Consider the following 21,233-nt stretch of genomic DNA (forward strand, 5'->3'; position numbering starts at 1 on the left):
AAATTGAATCAGTGACTTCGGCCTCGATCAAGGGTGAGTTTTTCAACAGAATAAGCCCAAAGTGATCTACGCTGCGCCGTGCACCAATGTCCGCTCTTGGTGTCGACACCAAAAAAATAACAAAAAGAAGCCGTATTCGCGCATAGACATCCATCAAGAGAGAGCACTGTTGAGTAAGGCAGGGAAAACAAGTCGGATTTCACTCGCGTCCGAAGGACGGTGCGTTATTGTGTGACCCGAGCGCGTTTCTATAGGAGGGTTCTATTTGCGCAGTGTCTACTTTATCGTTTTCTCAGCTGCGGTTTTGCTTGCGGTGCTCTTTGCATTCTTATCGATCACTTTCTTCGAAAGCACAGAAAGAGAAGAAAACCTTCACTTGGCGGTCACGGTCTTTTGTGAAGATGGAGAACAACCCCGGATACAATTTGAGCCTTCGGTTCGGGAAGGTGATTTGATGATTGAAATATCAAATGAAGTTTGGGGAGAGCCCATAAAGTGCTATGAGATTGATCTTTCCGGACCTGAAGATACAGCACTTCCCGACACAAGTGGATACGCCATAGTTCTAAGAGAAGACTCCAATATTTCTGGAGGGGGCTGCTCACAGGTTGGTGTACCAAACGACCGCATACCGCTTCAAGTTGTGAACGATCACGACGTTGAATTAGATATCTCATTGCACGACGAAGCTATGGTTGTTTTCTGCTTGAGATTACTGATCCAAGATACCAGTGTTCGCACCTCCTTATCGCAGAGACGCCTCTCTCTCGAAACTTCACTTTTTCAGCATCCGAGCAATTCACGCGCAACCCTTCCAGTTGAGGTAGGGTTAGCTAGAGGCTTCAGCCCAGATGAGCTATTGCCGCTCCCCGATAATGTATACCTTAGTGAATACCGAAGGATATATGTTTGGGGAGAACGTGAGCAGATAAATCGCCAATTTATCGATATCTATTTTTCTGATGATCGGTTGCGATATATCCAAGATTTTCTTTTCTTGCTCTCTGCAAGTATTTTAGGGGCAATTTTCTCCATGGTTCTTACCAAGCTATACGATAAATCCAAACGACCTTAACCGTAAAACATGTACCCCAATCGACCTTCTTAATTTCGCTCCTTAGAGCAATCTCTGTAGCATAACAGAAATTGTTGCGCGTCACTGCCGCATATTATCAGTTGGTGTCGGGTATGGCCGCGGATATACAGCCGAGCTGCACAGACCATTTTCGCCTTCCGCAATCGAAAGCCGGCATTGGCGCACTCACGGTGAAAGAACACGTTGTCCGCACAGCGGTCGTTGAAACTGGCCTTGGGCATAGATCATGGCCTAGGCGTTGTGGGTTACACCCTGTTCGGTCACGATCATATCAAGGCGCATATCATAGGCATTTGTCGGCACTTCAGGCACCTCTTGGCCCGCGAAGGCCAGCCCAATGGTCACCGGCGCAAGTGCCGCAATGGTGCGGTCATAATACCCGCCGCCATAACCCAGCCTGAAACCGCGCCCGTCATAGGCCAGCATCGGCACGATCAGCACCGCAGGGGTGGCGGGCTGTGTGTCGGCAGGGATCATCGCGCCATAGGCACCTTCTTCCAGTGCCCCCCCCGGCGTCCAGATGCGAAAGACAAGCGGCATGCCCTTCCCCTCGACCACCGGCATCGCCACCACACTATGCGCGGCAAACTCTGTCAGGGCGGGTAAAGGAGACAGCTCTGAACGCATCGGCATATAGCCTGCGACAGTCTTGCCTTTATGCGGCGCCAGGGCACGTTCAAGATAGGAATTAGCCGCCCGCACAGCTGCATCTGTGCAAAGCGCGGCCCGGTTTTTGGCGGCATCCTTGCGCATTTGCGCCTTTTGTTGGGCAACATCGTTCACAGAAGAACAGCCGCTGCCAGCGCCAAAAATACAAAGAAACCAACGACATCTGTAATCGTGGTGACAAAGGCCCCCGACGCCAGCGCCGGGTCAACATTCAGTTTCTCAAGGATCAGCGGCACCAAGGTGCCCGCCAGCCCGGCAACCACCAGATTGACCACCATCGCCACGCCAATCACCACGCCCAGCATCGGTGTGCCAAACCAAACCACACCCACGATGCCCATGACCACCGCAAAGATCATCCCATTGACCAAGCCCACCAAAGCCTCACGTCGAACCACCCGCCACATGTTCGACGCCGTAAGGTCTTTGGTCGCGATCGAGCGCACCGCGACCGTCAGGCTCTGCGTGCCCGCGTTGCCGCCCATTGACGCAACAATCGGCATCAACACCGCCAAGGCCACGAATTGCGCAATGGTGGCTTCAAACTGTGCAATCACCAGTGACGCCAAAATCGCCGTGATCAGGTTCACGAACAACCACGGGAAACGGCGCTTGGTGGTCTCGATCACACGATCCGACAGGCTGCCCTCGCCCACCCCGGCCAGACGCAGGATGTCTTCCTCGTGTTCTTCGTCCAACACGGCCATGGCGTCATCAATGGTGATCACCCCAACCAACCGGCCATCCTCGTCGACCACAGGGGCCGAGATCAGGTGATACTGGTTGAACGCATAGGCAACCTCGGATTCGTCCTGCGTCACCGGGATGGGGCGGAAACTGTCCTCCAGCACCTCCGCCATCGGCACCTTGCGGCTGGTCGCCAGCATCTTGCCCAGCGTCACATAGCCCACCGGCCGCATCTTCGGGTCGACCAGAATGATATGGTAAAACTGTTCGGGCAGCTCTTTCTTGTGATTGCGCAGATAGTCGATGGTCTCGCCGACACTCCAATGTTCCGGCGCCACCACCACTTCGCGCTGCATCAAACGCCCGGCCGAGGTTTCCGGATAGCTCAGCGCCTGTTCCACCGCGACCCGGTCCGCGTCGGCCAAAGCATCCAGAATGGCGGCCTGTTGCGGCTCTTCCAGATCCTCGACCAGATCGACCACATCGTCGGTTTCCAGATCGCGGACCGCTTCTGAGATGTGTTCGTCCGGCAGAAACTCGATCACATCCTCGCGGATCGACTCGTCCAGCTCTGACAGCACATCACCGTCAATATGCCCGACACCCAGCAGCAGAATTTCACGCCGCTGGCCGCTGTCGACCTGCTCCAGAAGGTCAGCCACATCAGCCGCGTGCAGCGGGTCAAGAAGCTCTGCAAGCCGCGTCCGATCCCCCGCTGCCACCGCCAGCCGCACCGCCGCAACCAAGGTATCGGCCAGCGCGTAAGGATCGACTTCGATCTCCTGCGGTTCTGCGATGTGCTCGCTCATTGGCCTGCCCCTTGGTGCTTTGCCCAAACCTTAGCGAAGCAGGTCGCAAAGCAACAGATGCAAAACTCGCTTATTGCAGCGCAGCATCGTGCGGCTTAGCGTGGGGCCATGACAGACCTGATCCTTGGCCAGACCCTCAGCTTTTCCGCCAACCCTTTCGATGCAGGGCCAGAGGCTGCCCGCTATGACAGTCATGGCGGCGTCGTGGTGGAAAACGGCATCATCACCGATCTGGGCAGCGCCGATACCCTGCGCGCGCGCCACCCACAGGCCGCTGTCACCGACATGGGCGGGCACCTGATCACCGCCGGGTTTGTCGATGCCCACGCGCATTACCCGCAGACCCCCATCATCGCCAGTTGGGGCAAACGGCTGATTGATTGGCTCAACAGCTATACGTTCCCGCAGGAAATGCGCTTTGCTGATCGCGTCTATGCCGATGCGGTGGCTGGGGAGTATTTCGACCTGCTGCTGGCCAACGGCACTACAAGCGTCTGCTCTTACTGCACCATCCACCCCGAGTCGGTCGATGCCTACTTCACCGCAGCACAGGCACGCGGCATGCGCGCCCTGGGGGGGAAAACCTGCATGGACCGCGACACGGCGCCCGACGGCCTGCGCGACACCGCGCAGTCTGCCTATGACGACAGCAAGATGTTGCTGGAAAAATGGCACGGGCAGGATCGCCTGTCCTATGTCATCACCCCACGCTTTTCGCCCACGTCCACGCCGGATCAGTTGACCGCGCTTGGTGCGCTCTGGGCCGAACACCCCGATTGCCTGATGCAAACCCATCTGTCGGAACAGTTGGACGAAATCGAATGGGTCAAATCGCTCTATCCGGACGCGCGCGACTATCTGGACACCTATGAACAGTTCGGCCTGCTGGGCAAAGGCGGGCTGTACGGCCACGCGATTCATCTGGAAGACCGCGAAAAGGCCCGGTTGCTTGAGGTCGGCGCCAGCCTGATCCACTGCCCCACCTCCAACACTTTCATCGGCTCGGGCCTGTTTGACATGGCCGGACTGATGGCCGCCGGCCAGCGCGTCGGACTGGCCACGGACACCGGCGGTGGGTCGTCCTTTTCCATGCTGCGCACCATGGCCGCCGCGTACGAGATCGGACAACTGCGCGGCACGCCGCTACACCCCGCGCAGCTCTACTGGTTGGCCACAGCCGGGTCTGCGCAGTCACTCTTGTTGGGCGATAAAATCGGCAACCTTGAGATCGGGATGGAGGCCGACCTGATCGCGCTCAACCTGACCTCTACCCCCGGCATCGCCCAACGCGCCGCGCAGGCAAATGATGTCTGGGAGTCCCTCTTTCCCACCATCATGATGGGCGACGACCGCGCCATTGCGCAGGTCTGGGTGGGCGGCAAACCGCAAAATTGAACCCAGATCGCGTATGCATCGGATGTGCATCAGATGTGCATGGGTTGTGTACGCTGGTTTCAGCCCAATTCGGCAAGCCCCGCTAGACGCAGTCGCTGGCCAAGGTCAAAACCCAAAAGCCCCCTGCCTCGGCAAACCCATAAAAGCGGTAATCGCTGTTCAGCATATTCTTTCGATGACCTGCAGAGCCCATCCAGCCCGCCATCACTTCGCGTTCTGACATTTGGCCCCGCGCAATGTTTTCGGCCGTCGCCGCACGGCAATAACCGGCCATCGTGATGCGGTCAGCGTGGGAGCGCCCCTCTGGGCTTTGATGCGAAAAGTAGCCCCTAGAGGCCATGTCACGCGCATGACGATCCGCCGCGATCATCAGTGCCGGTGCCTCTTGCAGGTTGGGCAGGCCCCGGGCGCGACGTTCGGCATTCAGAACCGCGTCAAAGTCATCAATCAAAGCCCGGTCCGCGTTCTGGTTTTCAAAGATCAAAGGGGCTGTTGATGTCGCTACGGGCGGCGATTCATCGCACGCGGAAATTGCCGCAATACTGCTTATAATCAACACCTTACGCAGCATTTTCCTGCCTCCTCAGGACATAAGATTTGTCGCCAGCCGTTGCTGGTGCTGAACCACCGTATGAAGATCAATCGAGGTCAAATGCCCGTCGCGCACAATCTGTCGCCCCTCGACAAACAGGTCGCGCACAGTGGTCGGCCCCGCCAGCAGCAGCGCCGCCTTGTCCCAGCTGCCCGCGCTTTCCACGCCGCGCACATCCCAAATGGCGATGTCGGCGCGCTTGCCCACGGCGATCTGGCCGCAATCATCGCGCCCCAACACCTGCGCCCCGCCGCGCGTTGCGATCTCCAGCGCCTCACGTGCGCTCATCGCATCAGCGCCATTGGCCACCCGTTGCAGCAACATTGCCTGACGCGCCTCTGCGATCAGGTTGCCCGCATCATTGCTGGCTGATCCGTCCACCCCCAATGCCACGTTCACCCCCGCATCGCGCATTTTTCGCACCGGGGCGATGCCGGACCCGAGTCTACAATTCGAACACGGACAATGGGCCACACCGGTACCTGTTTGGCTGAAAAGTTCAATTTCCGAACCATCCAGCTTAACGCAATGGGCATGCCATACGTCGCTCCCGACCCAGCCCAATTCCTGCGCATATTGGCCCGGACGGCAGCCGAAATTCTCTAGGCTATAGGCGATGTCTTCCTCATTCTCGGCTAGATGGGTATGCAGCATCACCCCTTTGTCGCGCGCCAAAAGGGCGGCATCGCGCATCAACTCGCGGCTGACCGAAAACGGCGAACAAGGTGCCAGCCCGACCCGCACCATCGAGCCCTCAGACGGGTCATGGAAGGCATCGACCACACGGATACAGTCTTCCAGAATATCGGCCTCGGCTTCCACAACGCTGTCGGGCGGCAAGCCGCCATCGCTTTCGCCGATGCTCATCGCACCGCGTGTGGGTTGGAACCGCATCCCGATCTCTGTCGCGGCGTGGATCGTATCCTCAAGCTTTGACCCGTTGGGATAAAGATACAGATGGTCCGAGGTCAGTGTGCAACCCGAAAGCGCCAGTTCCGCCAGACCAACCAAGGCCGAGACCCGCATTTCTTCCGGCCCAAACCGCGCCCAGATCGGATAAAGCGTCTGCAGCCAACCAAACAGCAACGCGTCCTGGCCACCGGGCACCGCACGGGTCAGGGTTTGGTACAGATGGTGATGCGTGTTAATCAGGCCCGGGGTGACAACGCAGCCTTCGGCCAAAACTTGTGTGGCGCCGTTTAACGGTAAATCTGGCCCAATCTCAACCACTTGCCCATCGCGCAACCGGATATCTACCCCGGTCAGTTCACGCCGGTTGTCGTCCATTGTCAGGAGCGTCTCAGCGCGGCGGATCAGGGTGTGGGCCATGGATCAGTACCTTTTCAGAATGTCCAACGCAGCGGCGTGAATGTCGGCGTTTGCAGCACCCAGAACCCGCCCGCCTTCGTGGGCGGGGCCGCCTTGCCAATTGGTGACCATGCCGCCGGCTGCCTCGATCACCGCGATCGGGGCCTGAATGTCATAGGCCTGCAGGCCAGCCTCGACCACCAGATCAATCTGGCCCGCAGCAACGAGGGCATAGGCATAGCAATCTATCCCATAGCGGGTCAGCTGGCAGCGCGCGGCGACGTCTTGAAAGGCGCGCCCTTCGGTTTCCGAGCCAACCTCGGGGAAGGTGGTAAAGATAATCGCCTGATCCAACGGGCGCGGGGCACAGGTGCCCAATTCGCGCGTGCCCATCGGCCCAGTCACGCTGGACTGTCCTAATCCGCCAACGAACCGTTCACCGATGAAGGGCTGGTCAATCACCCCCAGAACAGGGCCTGATGCATCCGCAACGGATATCAGCACGCCCCAGGTTGGCGTGCCAGACAGGTAAGCGCGGGTGCCGTCGATGGGGTCCAACACCCAGGTCAGGCCGCTGGAGCCAGCCTGTGCGCCGTATTCTTCACCAAGGATGGCGTCATCAGGGCGGCGTTCGGCCAACACGGCCCGCATTGCGCGTTCTGCTGCGCGATCCGCCACCGTGACCGGATCAAACCCGCCATCCAGTTTGTTTTCGACCCCCAGCGCGCCGCCGCGGAAATGCACAAGCGTTTCGCGCCGGGCCACATCAGCCAGCGCGTTCGCGGTTTCTATCAACTCCGCGCGCAAGTCAGGGGTCATGGATGTCTCCCGGCAATGGGCCGGGCCGTTCCCGCGCCGCCATACCAGCGGTATCACCCGCAGTTGGGCGGCGCGTCAAGCGGGCTTAGGCTGCGTCGCTGAGCACACGGGCGAGTTCGAACAGACGGCGACGCTGATTTTCCGGAATTGCGTAATAAGACCGCACAAGTTCCAGCGCCTCTTTGTCCGACAGAATATCCGCAGGCAGGCCCTCGGCGCCGCCTTCGGCCTCGACCTTGCCGCTGAGCCCTTCAAAGAAGAAGCTGACCGGTACATCCAGCGCATCCGCGATGTCCCACAAGCGCGAAGCGCTGATGCGGTTCATTCCGGTTTCGTATTTCTGGATCTGCTGGAATTTGATTCCAACCTGCTCTGCCAACTGCTGTTGTGTCATGCCCACCATCCAACGGCGATGGCGAACGCGTTTACCGACATGAACGTCAACGGGATGTTTCATAGAAGTACTCCTGCTTTCATCATGTTATAAGCAATTTCTATGCCAACTTTTCACTTCTAGTGATATTTTTCCGAAAACTTCCACTAAGTGTTTACTATTATTTAACATTATATTTCCCCCATCAGTCTGCACGCTCCAGGCACCCGACCAGCCAGCAGGGTGCATTCCCCCCGACAGATTCCCCTATGGCGTGTTTTTCATTTTGCATTGCATTTTGCAAATCACTACGCAGCAATTTGCGCCTTTTGCACGAACGCCCAGGTTGGCATCTCGGAAGCGAACAGACTACAAACGCACTCGACAACCTACACGAGGTCGAAATGCGCGCTTATAAAGTCACTGAAACCGGGCAACCTCCCCGACTGGCACAGTGTGACACGCCAATCCCTGCAACCGGAGAGGTTTTGGTAAAAATCCATGCCTGTGGGCTGAATTTTGCCGACCTTTTGATGATAAAGGGCAAATATCAGGACACGCCCGCTGTGCCCTTCACCCTTGGCCTGGAACTTTCTGGCACGATCGAGGCCGTGGGGCCCGGAGCCGATTCGTCTTTGACGGGAAAAAATGTGGCTGTGTTCGCCGGACAGGGTGGATTGGCAGAGTATGGCTGCTTCCCGGTGGATCGCTGCGTTGTCATGCCCGAAAATATGAGCTTCGCCGAAGCAGCCGCTTTTCAGGTGGCTTATGGCACCAGCCATGTCGCGCTGGACTATAAAGCGCGATTGCAGGCTGGTGAGACGCTTCTGGTTCTGGGCGCGGCAGGGGGTGTTGGCCTTACGGCAGTAGAAATCGGCAAACGCATGGGCGCGCGCGTCATCGCCGTGGCGCGCGGCGCGGCCAAACTGGACGTCGCGCGCAAGGCGGGGGCCGATATCTGTATTGATGCCGAGGTCGATGACTTGCGTGAACAGATCAAAGCCCTGGGCGGTGCCGATGTGGTCTATGACGCTGTTGGCGGCGATCTGTTTCGCGCCGCGTTCCGCGCGACCAACCCCGACGGGCGCATTTTAGCCATCGGCCACGCCAGCGGAGACGTGCCGCAGATCCCGGCCAACCACTTGCTGGTCAAAAATATTTCGGTTCTTGGCCTGTATTGGGGCGGCTACATGAAGTTTAAACCGTCAGTTTTGACCGACAGCATGGCGCAACTGTTCAGCTGGTTTGCCGAGGGCGGTCTGACGCCCCACATCAGCCATGAACTTCCGCTGGAACGTGCGGACGAGGCGCTGGAGCTTCTTAAATCCCGCCGCTCCACCGGCAAGGTCGTGGTTACGATGCACTCGCCAGCCTAGGCGCACCTTGCTGCTGGATATAGGCTTGGCGCAACAATTGGGTCAGGGTCTCGACGATCTCGCCCTTGCCCACATCTGACCGATACAGGTTGATCTTCAGGCGCGGCAAGTCGGGCAATGCACCGTGATGCTGGATCCTTTCCAGATGTGGGGGCTCGGCGCCCTCAATCACTGTGTGGACGGCAAGATCGGCGGTCACCGTGGCCTCGATCGTGCGGCTTGAGGAGCTTTCCACCGCCATCTCCCAAGGGAGTCCCGCCGCATCCAGCGCCCGCTGCACCGGCACCCGGAAGCGACATTTGTATTCATAGGCCAGCTGCAGGGGCCGCGATTTCCACGCGTGCCCATTGGGCGCACCCACCCAAACCAAGGGCGCTTCGATCAAGGTTTCACCACCCGCATCAGGATCATCCTCGGTGGTCAGAATCACATCGACCTCGCCCTTGGCGAACTGCTCTTTCAGCTCGCTGGTGAAAGAGGACAACAAGTGCACCTTTACCCGCGGATACTCAGCCGCGAACATCCGAAGCACCTGTGGGATCGCCGGATAGACGATGTCATGGGGCACGCCCAGCACCACGTCGCCCTCAAACTCCTGCGCGGTCAGGCGGGCGTAGATCTCGTCATTCAGCTGCAACATCCGCCGGGCATAGCCCAATAGTTGCTCTCCGGCGGTGGTCAGTGTGATCTGGCGCGAGCTGCGATCAAAAAGCTGCGTATCCAGCATTTCTTCCAATCTCTTGATCTGCATCGACACTGCAGATTGCGTCAGATTCAAAAAGCCCGCTGCACGGGTCACCCCCCCCGAGTCTGCCACCGCCACAAAAGACCTAAGGGCCGTCATATCCAGATTTCGCGCCATATCAAGTTTCCTGATGCATCACATAAAAATCATTCGTTTGAGGAATGATACAGGTTCCACATATAAGATCAACAGAACTGATGAAACAAACCCAACCCATCACCAAAACGTAAAGGCTGAAACGATGACCCACTTTACCCAATATCTCGGCACGGCCCGGGCGCACGGGCGCCAGGGCTCATTCTTCACCTCGCTGCGTGCTGCTTTCATGCTGGGCAAACAACGCCACGAACTGGCACAGCTGAGCGATGCCCAACTGGACGATCTGGGCCTGACCCGCGATCAGGTTCTGGCCGAAGCAAAGCGCCCTGTTTGGGATGTTCCCAGCAACTGGCGCGGTTAAAACGTGCAATTCCGCCGCATCTTAACCAGATGCGACGCAGCACCACTTGAAAACCGGGCCGTGTTTGCCGATATTTCAGGGCAAGTGCGGCCCGAATTCCATCTGGCCGCCAGTTCGGGAAACTCTGGAGGCATTTGATGTCCGAATTCAACACGATCCGCGCGGGTCAGGCAGGTGTAAACACCGCCCAGATTGACGCAGGCCTGCGCGCGCATATGAACAAAGTCTACGGCACCATGTCCGTGGGCCTGCTGCTGACCGCGCTGGTTGCCTGGGCCGTTGGCACCAATGACGCAATGGTCGCCGCTGTCTTTGGCACACCGCTGAAGTGGCTGGTGATGTTCGCGCCGCTAATCATGGTCTTCGCCTTTGGCGCAATGATCAACCGCCTGTCCGCTTCGGGCGCGCAGCTGTTCTTCTATGCCTTCTCGGCACTGATGGGCCTGTCGATCAGCTATATCTTCGCCGTCTACACCGGCTTCTCGATCGCGCAAACCTTCCTGATCACCTCGATCGCCTTTGCCGGGCTGTCGCTGTGGGGCTACACCACCAAGAAAGACATCTCGGGCTGGGGCAGCTTCCTGATTATGGGCGTGATCGGCATCCTGATCGCCTCGATCGTCAACATCTTCCTGGGTTCGCCCGCGATCCAATTCGCGATCTCAATCCTGGGTGTGCTGATCTTTGCTGGCCTGACCGCCTATGACACACAGAAGATCAAAACCGACTATCTGGCACATGCACATGCGATGGATCAGGAATGGCTGGGCAAGTCCGCCATCATGGGCGCTCTCAGCCTGTACCTGGACTTCATCAACCTGTTCATGTTCCTGCTGCAGTTCCTTGGCAACCGCGAATAAGCACAAGACACATATCCAAACCGAAAAGGGCCGGCACATCGCTGGCCCTTTTTCGTTGCCCTGCCCACAGGCACCAACCCGAGGGGCCATCGGCCCCGAGACATCTGACGCGCGCGCAGCGCGCGCCTTTTGACAGCGCCAACGAAAAAGGCCACGCAATCGCGTGGCCCCATTCACAGTCCTGAAAGGTGATCTTACTTGATCTTGCCTTCCTTGTACTCGACGTGCTTACGCACAACCGGGTCGTATTTGTTGACAACCATCTTCTCGGTCATGGTCTTGGCATTCTTCTTGGTCACATAGAAGTGGCCGGTGCCCGCGGTCGAGTTCAGGCGGATCTTAATTGTAGCTGGCTTCGCCATGTTTCTCTTCTCCGTCGCGCGGGCGGGTTACGCCCGTGAAATCTGTATGAAGCCCGCCTTTTACCCGCCCGCGCGCCCGAGTCAACCACAAGCAAGCAAAAACCCCAAGAAATCATGCACGGATGGCCTGTAAGCCGGATTCTGTCCCGGGGTTGCCCCCTTGGATGATCATTCCTCTGGGCCTGTCGTTGCCAACAGGCTCTAGCTGCCAACCCGAACCTTCAGGGCCAAAGCCGCCCTGCGGGGTCGCCCCCGCGTGAGGTTCCTATTTGGCATTGCTCCGGGTGGGGCTTGCCGTGCCGGTTCTGTTGCCAGACCCGCGGTGGGCTCTTACCCCACCTTTTCAGCCTTACCCCAGCGTATCGCAGCGCGATGCACGAGGGCGGTTTCTTCTCTGTGGCGCTTTCCCTCGGGTTGCCCCGGCCGGGCATTACCCGGCACCCTTGCCTTGTGGAGTCCGGACTTTCCTCGAGGTTGCCCCCGCGATCACCCAGCCATCCGTGCCCGCCTGACTTAGGTCAGCCCGGCGTTCCGGTCAACGGGGAAGCGCGTGGCCAGATCGCCCATCAAAGCGCGGTCTGTGTCGTCCAACGCGCCTTTTGCAAAGGGGCGAAAGCGCTGGCGAAAGGCCTGAAGAAGGGCTTCGGCAGGCGCATCTGGATAGCCAAAGCGACGGGCATCCGCGACAAAGTCCCCTGCCCGCCCCGGCTGGGGCCAAACCGACAGGCCCTGTCGCGCAAGGCGTTGCCAATCGAACCGTGTGCCCGGGTCAAACTTGCGCTCTGGTGCCATGTCAGAGTGTCCAATGACCCCTTGGGCGCCAATATCCCAGCGGGTCATGATCTGGAGCAACAACGCCTCCAGCGTCACCATCTGTGGCTCAGGGAACGGATGCGCGCCGGTATTGGCCAACTCAATCCCAATGGAGCGCGAGTTCACATCTTCGCGCCCTCCCCAGCCCCCTGCACCGGCATGCCAAGCGCGCTGATCCTCGGCGACGAGGCTGTAGAGCGTGCCATCTTCAGCGATCAGGTAATGCGCGGATACCTCGGCCACCGGGTCACACAAACGCTCAAGCGCCGCCTTGGCGCTTTGCATCGCGGTGTAATGGATCACGATAAGTTCGGGGCGCAGCCCATCGCGACGTGGGCCGAAGTTGGGCGACGGATGGGTCAGGTTCAACGGTTCAGGGCGTTGCGAAATGGCGTTGGGTCCCATTCACAGGCGAATCCATCGCCATCGGGGTCCAGGTTCAGCTTGTCCTTTTCAGGACCTCCGGCCTTCAAGAAGGCCTCTTGCGCCTTGTCACCCGATGTATAGCGCACGCAATTGCGGTTGTAATCCGACAGACGCAGGCGGTTACGGCTATAGATCGCTTGCCCCGGCAGGTTGGTGGTGGCCAGCGCGAATTCCACGATGTTCGGGCCGCCTGATCCCGAGCGGGTCGGAACGGCTGTGGGCTGAACAACCTGATATTGCTCGCGCTGTGCAGCCAGACGCGCGGCATCTGATTCGATACTTTCGCGCGACGCCACTGCGCCAAAATCCTGCTCGTCCGAAATACTTGGATTGCTGGTGTTCACCACGACCTGCGCAGGCTGGGTTGGCACGACGGGGGTGTTGTCCGCAGGTTGCGTTGCCGCGGTCTGTGTCGTAGCCACGGGGGGCTGCACGGTTACGGGCTGCGCCGCGGCGCCAGCCAGCTCGGCCTCGCGCTGGCGCTGATAGTCATCATAGTCGCCAAACCCAACCCCGGCGGCAGAGTTGGGAACGTCAGGGCTACAGGCTGCCAGCGTGGCAGCGGCAATGATCGGCAATACGAAACGCATGTGAAGAACCTGCTCTGGTCGCTTTTCCAAGCGCTTTTACCACCATTTCGCCGGCTTGGAAACAAACCCGGCTGCGTTTTCAAGCGCATAGGCGGTGTTCAGCAGATCATCCTCGGCCCACGGGCGGCCAATCAGCTGCAATCCAAGCGGCAAACCCTCGGCGCTCATCCCAGCCGGAACCGAAATGCCGGGCAGGCCCGCAAGGTTCACGGTGACGGTGAAAACGTCGTTCAGATACATTTCAACCGGGTCAGCATCGGTCATTTCACCCAAGCCAAACGCGGGCGACGGGGTGGCCGGGGTCAGGATGGCATCAATGCCGTCCGCGAACACGGTGTCAAAGTCGCGCTTGATCAACGCGCGCACCTTGCGGGCACGGTTGTAATAGGCGTCATAGAAACCCGCCGACAGCACATAGGTGCCGATCATCACGCGGCGCTGAACCTCGGGGCCAAAGCCTTCGGCGCGGGTCTTTTCATACATCTGGTCGATGCCGTCACCGGCGGCCAGCTTGGCGCGGTGGCCATAGCGCACACCGTCATAGCGGGCGAGGTTGCTGGATGCCTCAGCCGGGGCAATCACGTAATAGGCAGGCAGCGCGTATTTGGTGTGCGGCAGGGTGATATCGACAATCTCAGCCCCCGCATCGCGCAGCATGGCAGCGCCGTCCTGCCACAGCTTTTCGATCTCGGCGGGCATGCCGTCCATGCGGTATTCCTTTGGGATACCGATCTTCTTGCCTTTGATGTCACCAGTCAGCGCGGCCTCAAAATCGGGCAGCGGGAAATCGGCGCTGGTGCTGTCCTTGGGGTCATGTCCAGCCATGGCCTGCAGCATGATCGCGGCGTCGCGCACCGACTTGGTCATCGGGCCCGCCTGATCCAGCGAGCTGGCAAAGGCCACCACACCCCAGCGCGAGCAGCGGCCATAAGTCGGCTTCAGACCGGTGATGCCGGTAAAGGCGGCGGGCTGACGGATCGAGCCGCCAGTGTCGGTGCCGGTTGCCGCCAGACACAGATCGGCCGCTACGGCCGAGGCCGACCCGCCCGAGCTGCCGCCCGGGGTCAGTTGACGATCATCCACCTTCCACGGGTTCACGGCGTTGCCGTACACCGAAGTTTCATTCGAGCTGCCCATGGCGAACTCGTCCATGTTCAGCTTACCCAGCATCACCGCGCCATTATCGAACAGGTTCTGGCTGACGGTGGATTCGTATTCGGGCGTGAACCCTTCGAGGATGCCAGATGCGGCCTGCGAAGCGACACCCTTGGTGCAAAACAAATCCTTGATGCCCAGCGGGATGCCACACATGGCGGGCGCATCCCCTGCTTTGATGCGGGCGTCAGCGGCTTTAGCCTGCTCCAGCGCGATCTCGGGCGTTTTGTGCACAAACGCGCCCAGCGCATCGGCAGCGTCAATTTCCGAAAGGCAGGATTCGGTCAGCTCGACAGCGGTGGTGTCGCCCTTGCGCAGCGCATCCCGGGCGGCGGCGATGGTCAGTTTCGACAGATCAGACATTATTCCACCACCTTCGGCACAGCAAAGAACCCTTCGCGCGCATCCGGCGCATTTGACAGAACCTTTTCGGCCTGATCGCCATCGGTCACCACGTCTTCGCGACGTTTCAAACGCATCGGCGTCACACTGGTCATCGGCTCAACGCCTTCGACATCCACTTCATTGAGCTGCTCCATGAAAGTCAGGATGTTCGACAGCTCGCCTGCCAGCGCGGGCAGATCGTCTTCTTCAACGGCAATGCGGGCCAGATGGGCCACGCGGCGCGCGGTATCAATGTCGATGGACATGAGGCACTCCGAAACTCTGGGTTAGCCGAGGGTTTAGCCGCGCGCGGCGCGACCTGCAAGCATGTGACGGCGGTAAAGCTCGATCATCCAGCCCAGCATGAGCGCATTCAGGCAATGCCAGGCGAAGTGGGTGCCAATTGGCCACGCTCCGCACAGGGGTTCATCGACCGTACGAAAGGTCAGCGATACGACCAAAAGCGCCGCGCCGATCCCTAGGTTCCAGGCAGTGGTTGGTGCTCGGCGCGCCAACGCAACAGCATAGGCAGCGATCAGTACAGGGATGGGCGCATAGCCGGTGGAACTGCCCAACCATTCAAGCTTTTGTAAGATCGGCAGGGTCAGAACCGCATAGGGAAAGAACAGTGCCGTGACGCCCAGCGCGGGCCATAATGACAGGTTCCAGAAATGCAGATTGGCGCCAAGGATGAACAACAGCACGAATATCGCAATCGGCGCGACATCCAGTACCGCGGCCCAAGGCGTCGCGAAGGTGTGAAACAGCGCCGAACCGATCCCGATCGCCGCCAGCGTGATCACCAACGCCATGGCCAATGGTAAGTCCTGCCCCCGCACCCGGCGCCACATAACCCAAGCCGCGACCAAAAACGCCGCGTTGGTCAGGGCGTTGATTGGCTCGGCCCAAAGCCCGGGTTCTAAGCGTTCGCAATATCCGTCAATCTGCTGTGTCCAATTCACGTGACACGGCCTTTCGCAGTGCTAGGGTAGGTCTAAATATAGGAGGCTGACATGAAAATCACATGGCTGGGCCACTCCGGCTTTCGTATTGAAATTGGCGATCAGGTGCTACTGGTCGACCCATGGCTGACCGGCAACCCGATGTTCCCAACCGACAAGCGTGCCGAGGCCATCGCAGGGGCGACGCATATTCTTCTGAGCCACGCCCATGGCGATCATTGTGGTGACGCGCTGGTCCTAGCCAAAGAATTGGACATCCCCTTGGTGGGTATCTTTGATCTGATCGCATGGTGGGAAGACACCGAAGGCATTCAAGGCATAGGTTTCAACAAAGGCGGTTCAGTAATGCTGGGCGAGGTTCGTGTCACCATGGTGCAAGCAGTGCATTCATCCACCTTGCGCGGGCAAGACGGACCGGTGGCCGTCGGGTCCGAAGCCGGATTCATGATCAGCCACAACCAGCGCACGATCTACTTTTCTGGTGATACAGACGTCACCATGGATATGCAGATCATGCAGGACCTGCATCAGCCCGAAATCGGCATCCTGTGCGCAGGAGGACATTTCACCATGGATATGCGCCGCGCCTCCTATGCGGCGCAAACGTTCTTTAATTTTAAAACCGTGATCCCATGTCACTATCGCACATTCCCGCTGCTCGAACAGGATGCCTCGGTGATGAAGGACACCCTACCGGGCATCGACGTTATCGAACCTGAGGTGCTCGACCCGATTTTGCTTTAGGGGCGCTGCCCCCGGCCCTTTGGGCCTCCCCCGGGATATTTCGCCCAAAGCAAGCATGGAAAGTGACGCATCCAGAGTTTGCTTTGGTTCAAATATCCGCGCCGCAGGCATGAAATTCAGTCCCGCTTCGTGGCGAAGAAGTCCTTTAGCAATGTCGCGGCCTCATCAGCGGCGATGCCATCATACACCTCGGGTACATGATGAGATTGCGGATGGCTGAAAATGCGCGGCCCGTGCAAAACCCCGCCTGACTTAGGGTCAGACGCGCCGAAGTAGACCCGCGCGATGCGGGCTTGACTGATCACCGAGGCGCACATTGGGCAAGGTTCCAGCGTTACGTACAGGTCACAGCCCGGCAAGCGCTCGGTCCCAAGCTGGGCACAGGCGGCTCGGATCGCCAGCATTTCGGCATGGGCGCTGGGGTCGTGATCTTGCCGCGTGCGGTTGCCGGCCTTGGCCAGCACTTGACCTTCGGCCGACACCACCACGGCGCCCACCGGCACTTCGCCCCGCGCGGCGGCGGCGCGGGCCTCTTGCAGGGCAAGTTCCATATGGCTGGTGAAACCGGTCATGCCTTGGTGTGCCGCAGCACGTTCATTTGCGCAAGGCGCTTTCGCTTGGCGACGCAGGCGCGTAAAGGAAGAGGTATGAGCACAGACACCCCCAAGGGCGACCGGATCGCCAAAGTCATCGCCCGCGCCGGGCTGGCCAGTCGCCGCGAGGCCGAGAGAATGATCGAGGCCGGCCGCGTCACCGTGAACAGTGAGCGGATCTTTAGCCCTGCGCTAAACGTCACAGCCCAGGACAAGATCGTCGTGGATGGCCAGGCCCTGGCCGAAGCCGAACCGCCGCGGCTTTGGCTGTATCACAAGCCTGCCGGGCTGGTGACCACGGCGCGCGATGAAAAGGGGCGCGAAACGGTATTTGATGCGCTGCCCGAAGGCATGCCGCGGGTGATGTCGGTGGGACGGTTGGATTTGAATTCTGAGGGCCTCTTGCTGCTGACCAATGATGGCGAGATGAAGCGCAAACTGGAGCTGCCCTCAACCGGCTGGTTGCGCAAATACCGCGTGCGGGTGCGGGGTTATCCGTCGGAAGACACACTCGCGCCGCTGCGCAAGGGCGTGACAATCGACGGCGAGCGGTTTCAGGGCATGCAGATCAGTCTGGATCGTCAGCAAGGCGCGAATGCCTGGCTGACCGTTGGCCTTCGCGAAGGCCGCAACCGGGAAATCCGCCGCGCCATGGAGCACGTTGGGCTGGTGGTGAACCGCTTGTTGCGCGTGTCCTACGGCCCGTTCCAGCTGGGCGAGTTGAAAGCGGGTGAGATCGAAGAGGTCCGAGGCCGGGTGCTTCGCGATCAATTGGGGCTGGACAGCGATTTCAAGCCCGCGCTCAAGCCCAAACGCCGCGTCACGCGTCCGCCACGGGGAAAACGCTGAGTTTCAGCACCTTGCCGCACGGTCAAACCTGTGTATTGCTGCGCCCGACATATATTTTCGACCGGAGCGCACCATGGCCGACCTTTTGACATTTGAGAACCTTGGCAACCTTGTCATGCTTTGCTTTTTGCAGGCTGTTCTAGGGTTCGACAACTTGCTGTACATCAGTATCGAGAGTCAGCGCGCGCCTGTGGCGCAGCAAAAGGCGGTGCGGTTTTGGGGGATCATCGTGGCGGTGGCGCTGCGGGTGATCTTGCTGTTTGTGATGATCCGTTTGATTGAATCTCTGGCCGAACCGTTCTTTATCCTGAACTGGGCCGGTGTTCTTGAAGGCGGGGTGAATTTCTCGACCATTGTCTTCATTATCGGTGGGATATTCATCATCTACACGGCGGTCAAAGAAATCGCGCACCTGCTGTCCGTGGATCATCTGGATCATGATGTCGAAGGGCGCTCGGGCAAGTCGGCTGTGAAGGTGATTATGATGATCGTCGCGATGAACCTGATCTTCAGCTTCGATTCCATCCTGTCGGCCCTTGCGATCACCGATGTCTTCCCGATTCTGGCGGCGGCGATTCTGCTTTCGGGGGGGGCGATGTTGCTGTTGGCCGATGGGGTGACAGCGTTTATCGAAAAGAACCGTATGTACGAGGTTCTGGGCCTGTTCATCCTGCTGATTGTCGGGGTGGTTTTGTTGGGTGAGGCCGGGGTGGCCGCGTCGCACGCGATGCATGACGACGCCCTGCAACTGAAAATCTTTGGCCAGCCGCTGATCCCGATGTCGAAAACCACCTTCTACTTTGCCGTGGTGGTGCTGTTTGCGGTGGAAATCCTGCAAACAGGCTATTCGCGCAAACTGGATGCCGAACGCCACGCCGAACAAAGCCGTCACTGACGAAAACCTTAACGAAACCGCCCGTTTGCCTTTATAAAGGCTTTGCCAAGAGGGGGAGACCATGACCGCTACAGGTTTGCAGAAGCTGGCTTATGTACTGCTGCTGGCGTTGATCGTCTATGTCTCGGTCGTGGGGGGCGTGTAAATGGCGCAGCGCTATGGCGGGCAGTTCAGCCCGGATGGAAACAAAGGTGGCACAGAGGCGAAACCGCCTCGTAACCCGTTTCAGGGGCAAACTCCCAGCCGGGCTGGAGGGCGCGCGAACTTCTTGTTTCTGGCGCCTTTCCCGTTGCTGGTTTCCGCGTTTTTGTCTGATCCTGTTGGGCTTGCAACCAAGCTGGGCGCCTTTGGTATATTGATGCTGGCCGCTTGGCTGACCCGCGCGGGGTTGCAGGCCGAGGATGCCTATCATGCCCGCAAAGTTGCCCGTCGCCCCGCCATCCCGCGCAAGATGTTCGGCGCGGCCCTGACCGGGATCGGACTATGTGCTGCCGGGTTCAGTGGTGGCTTGGTGCCTGCGGTGATTTTTGGTGTGCTGGGCGCGGCTTTGCATGGGTTTGCCTTTGGGCTGGACCCGATGCGCGACAAGGGCATGGAAGGCATTGATACCTTCCAGCAAGACCGCGTCGCGCGCGCCGTGGACGAAGCCGAAAAGCACCTGGCCGCCATGGAAGACGCCATCAAACGTGCGGGCGATCGCCAGATGATGACCCGTGTTCAGCAGTTTCAGGGCACCGTGCGCGACATGTTGCGCACCATCGAAGAAGACCCGCGCGATCTGACTTCGGCCCGAAAATATCTGGTCGTCTATCTGCAGGGCGCACGCGATGCGACTATAAAATTTGCAGATATCTATGCCCGCACCCAGAACAGCGGCGCGCGCGACGATTATGACGCGTTGTTGAACGACCTTGAACAGAATTTTGCGGCCCGGACCAGCAAGATGTTGCTTGATGACAAAGCTGATCTGGATGTCGAGATTGAAGTGCTGCGCGAAAGATTGCAGCGTGACGGCGTGCGTGTGACGCCAGACAGTGGAGTATAAAATATGTCGAATGAAATCCGCCAAAAGGCCGAAGCCGTTCTGGCCGAAGTAGAGCAAGTCACCGCCGTGGTTCTTCCCGAACCCGGGGGCGAAGTTGTGCTGCTGGACAGCGCAGATGCCCCTGTCGCCGCCGAAATCCGTAAGCGGATGGACGAGCTGGACATGGATAACACCACTTCGATCATCGAGTTCGGCTCGAGCGCACAGGCCGAGCTGCAGACCATCAGCCAATCCATGCTGGCGGATGTGAAAAACAAAGATGTCGGCCCCGCAGGGGACAGTCTGCGCAATATCGTCACCACGATCCGGGGGTTTTCGATCTCGGAACTGGATGTGCGTCGCAAACGTAGCTGGTGGGAACGCCTGACCGGCAAGGCTGCGCCTTTGGCCAAATTCATGGCCCGCTATGAAGACGTGCAGGGACAGATCGACAAGATCACCGATACGCTGTTGGGGCACGAGCACAAGCTGCTTAAAGACATCAAATCGCTGGACATTCTGTATGAAAAGACGCTGGATTTCTATGACGAGCTGGCGCTTTATATCGCAGCGGGTGAAGAAAAGCTGAAAGAGCTGGACGGCACCATCATTCCCACCAAAGAAGCCGAGGTGAACTCTGCCGCGCCGGACCAGCAGGTGATCGTCGCCCAAGAACTGCGTGATCTACGCGCTGCCCGCGATGATCTGGAACGCCGGGTGCATGATCTGAAGCTGACCCGTCAGGTGACGATGCAATCCTTGCCTTCGATCCGCTTGGTGCAGGAAAACGACAAGTCGCTGGTCAACAAGATCAACTCGACCCTGGTGAACACCGTCCCACTGTGGGAAACCCAGCTGGCGCAGGCCGTGACCATCCAGCGCTCTAAAGAGGCCGCCGAGGCCGTGCGCGATGCGTCCGACCTGACCAACGAACTGCTGACCGCCAATGCCGAGAACCTGCAACAGGCCAACCGGGTTGTGCGCGAGGAAATGGAACGCGGTGTGTTTGACATCGAGGCCGTCAAACAGGCCAACGCCACCCTGATTGATACCATTCAGGAAAGTCTGGCCATTGCCGATGAAGGCAAAGCCAAACGTGCAGCCGCCGAAGAAGACCTCAAGAAAATGGAGGCCGATCTGCGCGATACGCTGGCCGCCGCCAAAGCACGCCGTGATGGGGTTGGTGACAACGCCGGCACCGCTGTGCCCAACTAAGACCGGAGGCCACGATCCCGCCTTTTGTTCGA

24 protein-coding genes and 1 other RNA gene are annotated in these 21,233 nt (G+C 59.1%); 10 read left to right on the plus strand and 15 right to left on the minus strand.

Annotated elements, in window-relative coordinates:
• The first annotated feature begins 265 nt into the window (after positions 1–265).
• Entirely contained in the window at positions 266–1,075 is an 810-nt protein-coding gene (locus ATO10_RS14225) for a hypothetical protein (protein ID WP_035252788.1), read from the plus strand.
• Positions 1,076–1,327: 252 nt separating this feature from the next.
• On the opposite strand, the gene ATO10_RS14230 is transcribed toward ATO10_RS14225, so the two are convergent.
• Both ATO10_RS14230 and mgtE read right to left on the minus strand, forming a co-directional pair.
• Positions 1,328–1,849 (minus strand): 5-formyltetrahydrofolate cyclo-ligase, encoded by a 522-nt coding sequence (locus tag ATO10_RS14230; protein ID WP_051598175.1) that lies wholly within the window; start codon positions 1,847–1,849, stop codon positions 1,328–1,330.
• 26 nt (positions 1,850–1,875) lie between these two features.
• A complete protein-coding gene (gene mgtE, locus ATO10_RS14235) occupies positions 1,876–3,261 on the minus strand; it encodes a magnesium transporter (RefSeq protein WP_035252792.1) in 1,386 nt (461 codons plus the stop codon).
• Between the two features lie 108 nt (positions 3,262–3,369).
• On the opposite strand from mgtE, the gene guaD reads away from it, so the two are divergent.
• Positions 3,370–4,656 (plus strand): guanine deaminase, encoded by a 1,287-nt coding sequence (gene guaD / locus ATO10_RS14240; RefSeq protein WP_035252795.1) that lies wholly within the window; start codon positions 3,370–3,372, stop codon positions 4,654–4,656.
• An 82-nt stretch (positions 4,657–4,738) separates the two neighbouring features.
• Here guaD and ATO10_RS14245 read toward each other — a convergent pair whose 3' ends face one another.
• The 4 genes from ATO10_RS14245 to ATO10_RS14260 form a co-directional block, all read right to left on the minus strand.
• Positions 4,739–5,227, minus strand: a complete 489-nt coding sequence (locus ATO10_RS14245) for a CAP domain-containing protein (RefSeq protein ID WP_051598170.1) — start codon at positions 5,225–5,227, stop codon at positions 4,739–4,741.
• Between the two features lie 12 nt (positions 5,228–5,239).
• A complete protein-coding gene (locus tag ATO10_RS14250) occupies positions 5,240–6,577 on the minus strand; it encodes an 8-oxoguanine deaminase (protein ID WP_035252798.1) in 1,338 nt (445 codons plus the stop codon).
• 3 nt (positions 6,578–6,580) lie between these two features.
• Positions 6,581–7,375, minus strand: coding sequence for an inositol monophosphatase family protein (locus ATO10_RS14255; protein WP_035252801.1), 795 nt, complete (start codon positions 7,373–7,375; stop codon positions 6,581–6,583).
• A gap of 85 nt (positions 7,376–7,460) precedes the next feature.
• Positions 7,461–7,832 (minus strand): helix-turn-helix domain-containing protein, encoded by a 372-nt coding sequence (locus ATO10_RS14260; protein WP_035252804.1) that lies wholly within the window; start codon positions 7,830–7,832, stop codon positions 7,461–7,463.
• Between the two features lie 320 nt (positions 7,833–8,152).
• Between ATO10_RS14260 and ATO10_RS14265 the strand changes: the two genes are divergently transcribed.
• Positions 8,153–9,124, plus strand: a complete 972-nt coding sequence (locus tag ATO10_RS14265; RefSeq protein WP_035252807.1) for an NADPH:quinone oxidoreductase family protein — start codon at positions 8,153–8,155, stop codon at positions 9,122–9,124.
• Here the strand turns inward: ATO10_RS14265 and ATO10_RS14270 are convergent.
• A complete protein-coding gene (locus ATO10_RS14270) occupies positions 9,102–9,986 on the minus strand; it encodes a LysR family transcriptional regulator (protein ID WP_035252810.1) in 885 nt (294 codons plus the stop codon). The two genes, ATO10_RS14265 and ATO10_RS14270, sit on opposite strands and share 23 nt — an antisense overlap.
• Before the next feature lie 124 nt (positions 9,987–10,110).
• Here ATO10_RS14270 and ATO10_RS14275 point away from each other — a divergent pair, with 124 nt between their 5' ends.
• Positions 10,111–10,329, plus strand: coding sequence for a DUF1127 domain-containing protein (locus ATO10_RS14275; RefSeq protein WP_035252813.1), 219 nt, complete (start codon positions 10,111–10,113; stop codon positions 10,327–10,329).
• Positions 10,330–10,466: 137 nt separating this feature from the next.
• The gene (locus tag ATO10_RS14280) at positions 10,467–11,189 is read left to right on the plus strand and encodes a Bax inhibitor-1/YccA family protein (protein WP_035252816.1); all 723 of its coding nucleotides are present in this window, start codon (positions 10,467–10,469) and stop codon (positions 11,187–11,189) included.
• 194 nt (positions 11,190–11,383) lie between these two features.
• Here the strand turns inward: ATO10_RS14280 and rpmG are convergent, their stop codons facing one another.
• From rpmG to ATO10_RS14310, 7 genes are all read right to left on the minus strand, one after another.
• Entirely contained in the window at positions 11,384–11,551 is a 168-nt protein-coding gene (gene rpmG, locus ATO10_RS14285; protein WP_035252819.1) for a 50S ribosomal protein L33, read from the minus strand.
• A 114-nt stretch (positions 11,552–11,665) separates the two neighbouring features.
• Positions 11,666–12,053: RNase P RNA component class A (rnpB, locus tag ATO10_RS16095), an RNA gene on the minus strand.
• A gap of 11 nt (positions 12,054–12,064) precedes the next feature.
• Entirely contained in the window at positions 12,065–12,769 is a 705-nt protein-coding gene (locus tag ATO10_RS14290; protein ID WP_051598171.1) for an N-acetylmuramoyl-L-alanine amidase, read from the minus strand.
• Positions 12,730–13,380 (minus strand): hypothetical protein, encoded by a 651-nt coding sequence (locus ATO10_RS14295; protein ID WP_035252822.1) that lies wholly within the window; start codon positions 13,378–13,380, stop codon positions 12,730–12,732. Before ATO10_RS14295 ends, ATO10_RS14290 begins: the two co-directional genes overlap by 40 nt.
• Positions 13,381–13,416: 36 nt before the next feature.
• Complete coding sequence (gatA, locus tag ATO10_RS14300; RefSeq protein ID WP_035252825.1) at positions 13,417–14,898, minus strand: Asp-tRNA(Asn)/Glu-tRNA(Gln) amidotransferase subunit GatA; 1,482 nt, start codon at positions 14,896–14,898, stop codon at positions 13,417–13,419.
• Entirely contained in the window at positions 14,898–15,185 is a 288-nt protein-coding gene (gatC, locus tag ATO10_RS14305) for an Asp-tRNA(Asn)/Glu-tRNA(Gln) amidotransferase subunit GatC (protein ID WP_035252828.1), read from the minus strand. The genes gatA and gatC overlap by 1 nt, the downstream gene beginning before the upstream one ends.
• A 33-nt stretch (positions 15,186–15,218) precedes the next feature.
• Positions 15,219–15,881, minus strand: coding sequence for a ceramidase domain-containing protein (locus ATO10_RS14310; protein WP_035252831.1), 663 nt, complete (start codon positions 15,879–15,881; stop codon positions 15,219–15,221).
• Positions 15,882–15,932: 51 nt separating this feature from the next.
• Between ATO10_RS14310 and ATO10_RS14315 the strand changes: the two genes are divergently transcribed.
• Entirely contained in the window at positions 15,933–16,625 is a 693-nt protein-coding gene (locus ATO10_RS14315; protein ID WP_035252834.1) for a metal-dependent hydrolase, read from the plus strand.
• 116 nt (positions 16,626–16,741) lie between these two features.
• Here the strand turns inward: ATO10_RS14315 and ATO10_RS14320 are convergent, their stop codons facing one another.
• Positions 16,742–17,197: a nucleoside deaminase gene (locus ATO10_RS14320; RefSeq protein ID WP_035252837.1), complete on the minus strand. Its 456-nt coding sequence runs from the start codon at positions 17,195–17,197 to the stop codon at positions 16,742–16,744.
• Positions 17,198–17,272: 75 nt separating this feature from the next.
• Here ATO10_RS14320 and ATO10_RS14325 point away from each other — a divergent pair, with 75 nt between their 5' ends.
• The 4 genes from ATO10_RS14325 to ATO10_RS14340 all read left to right on the plus strand — a co-directional run bounded on the left by ATO10_RS14325 (position 17,273) and on the right by ATO10_RS14340 (position 21,201).
• Entirely contained in the window at positions 17,273–18,067 is a 795-nt protein-coding gene (locus tag ATO10_RS14325) for a pseudouridine synthase (protein ID WP_035252840.1), read from the plus strand.
• A 73-nt stretch (positions 18,068–18,140) separates the two neighbouring features.
• Complete coding sequence (locus ATO10_RS14330) at positions 18,141–18,962, plus strand: TerC family protein (protein WP_035252844.1); 822 nt, start codon at positions 18,141–18,143, stop codon at positions 18,960–18,962.
• A 145-nt stretch (positions 18,963–19,107) separates the two neighbouring features.
• Entirely contained in the window at positions 19,108–20,007 is a 900-nt protein-coding gene (locus ATO10_RS14335) for a 5-bromo-4-chloroindolyl phosphate hydrolysis family protein (protein ID WP_035252847.1), read from the plus strand.
• 3 nt (positions 20,008–20,010) lie between these two features.
• The gene (locus ATO10_RS14340; RefSeq protein ID WP_035252849.1) at positions 20,011–21,201 is read left to right on the plus strand and encodes a toxic anion resistance protein; all 1,191 of its coding nucleotides are present in this window, start codon (positions 20,011–20,013) and stop codon (positions 21,199–21,201) included.
• The last annotated feature ends 32 nt before the right edge of the window (positions 21,202–21,233 follow it).

It is taken from the genome of Actibacterium atlanticum (assembly GCF_000671395.1).
In the GTDB taxonomy this organism is placed as follows: domain Bacteria; phylum Pseudomonadota; class Alphaproteobacteria; order Rhodobacterales; family Rhodobacteraceae; genus Actibacterium_D; species Actibacterium_D atlanticum.

What these genes read in the sequence shown, in the direction of transcription:
- ATO10_RS14230 (WP_051598175.1), bottom strand. Translation starts at nt 1,849, where the DNA reads ATGCGCAAGGATGCCGCCAAAAACCGGGCCGCGCTTTGCACAGATGCA.
- mgtE (WP_035252792.1), bottom strand. Translation starts at nt 3,261, where the DNA reads ATGAGCGAGCACATCGCAGAACCGCAGGAGATCGAAGTCGATCCTTAC.
- guaD (WP_035252795.1), top strand. Translation starts at nt 3,370, where the DNA reads ATGACAGACCTGATCCTTGGCCAGACCCTCAGCTTTTCCGCCAACCCT.
- ATO10_RS14245 (WP_051598170.1), bottom strand. Translation starts at nt 5,227, where the DNA reads ATGCTGCGTAAGGTGTTGATTATAAGCAGTATTGCGGCAATTTCCGCG.
- ATO10_RS14250 (WP_035252798.1), bottom strand. Translation starts at nt 6,577, where the DNA reads ATGGCCCACACCCTGATCCGCCGCGCTGAGACGCTCCTGACAATGGAC.
- ATO10_RS14255 (WP_035252801.1), bottom strand. Translation starts at nt 7,375, where the DNA reads ATGACCCCTGACTTGCGCGCGGAGTTGATAGAAACCGCGAACGCGCTG.
- ATO10_RS14260 (WP_035252804.1), bottom strand. Translation starts at nt 7,832, where the DNA reads ATGAAACATCCCGTTGACGTTCATGTCGGTAAACGCGTTCGCCATCGC.
- ATO10_RS14265 (WP_035252807.1), top strand. Translation starts at nt 8,153, where the DNA reads ATGCGCGCTTATAAAGTCACTGAAACCGGGCAACCTCCCCGACTGGCA.
- ATO10_RS14270 (WP_035252810.1), bottom strand. Translation starts at nt 9,986, where the DNA reads ATGGCGCGAAATCTGGATATGACGGCCCTTAGGTCTTTTGTGGCGGTG.
- ATO10_RS14275 (WP_035252813.1), top strand. Translation starts at nt 10,111, where the DNA reads ATGACCCACTTTACCCAATATCTCGGCACGGCCCGGGCGCACGGGCGC.
- ATO10_RS14280 (WP_035252816.1), top strand. Translation starts at nt 10,467, where the DNA reads ATGTCCGAATTCAACACGATCCGCGCGGGTCAGGCAGGTGTAAACACC.
- rpmG (WP_035252819.1), bottom strand. Translation starts at nt 11,551, where the DNA reads ATGGCGAAGCCAGCTACAATTAAGATCCGCCTGAACTCGACCGCGGGC.
- ATO10_RS14290 (WP_051598171.1), bottom strand. Translation starts at nt 12,769, where the DNA reads ATGGGACCCAACGCCATTTCGCAACGCCCTGAACCGTTGAACCTGACC.
- ATO10_RS14295 (WP_035252822.1), bottom strand. Translation starts at nt 13,380, where the DNA reads ATGCGTTTCGTATTGCCGATCATTGCCGCTGCCACGCTGGCAGCCTGT.
- gatA (WP_035252825.1), bottom strand. Translation starts at nt 14,898, where the DNA reads ATGTCTGATCTGTCGAAACTGACCATCGCCGCCGCCCGGGATGCGCTG.
- gatC (WP_035252828.1), bottom strand. Translation starts at nt 15,185, where the DNA reads ATGTCCATCGACATTGATACCGCGCGCCGCGTGGCCCATCTGGCCCGC.
- ATO10_RS14315 (WP_035252834.1), top strand. Translation starts at nt 15,933, where the DNA reads ATGAAAATCACATGGCTGGGCCACTCCGGCTTTCGTATTGAAATTGGC.
- ATO10_RS14320 (WP_035252837.1), bottom strand. Translation starts at nt 17,197, where the DNA reads ATGACCGGTTTCACCAGCCATATGGAACTTGCCCTGCAAGAGGCCCGC.
- ATO10_RS14325 (WP_035252840.1), top strand. Translation starts at nt 17,273, where the DNA reads ATGAGCACAGACACCCCCAAGGGCGACCGGATCGCCAAAGTCATCGCC.
- ATO10_RS14330 (WP_035252844.1), top strand. Translation starts at nt 18,141, where the DNA reads ATGGCCGACCTTTTGACATTTGAGAACCTTGGCAACCTTGTCATGCTT.
- ATO10_RS14335 (WP_035252847.1), top strand. Translation starts at nt 19,108, where the DNA reads ATGGCGCAGCGCTATGGCGGGCAGTTCAGCCCGGATGGAAACAAAGGT.
- ATO10_RS14340 (WP_035252849.1), top strand. Translation starts at nt 20,011, where the DNA reads ATGTCGAATGAAATCCGCCAAAAGGCCGAAGCCGTTCTGGCCGAAGTA.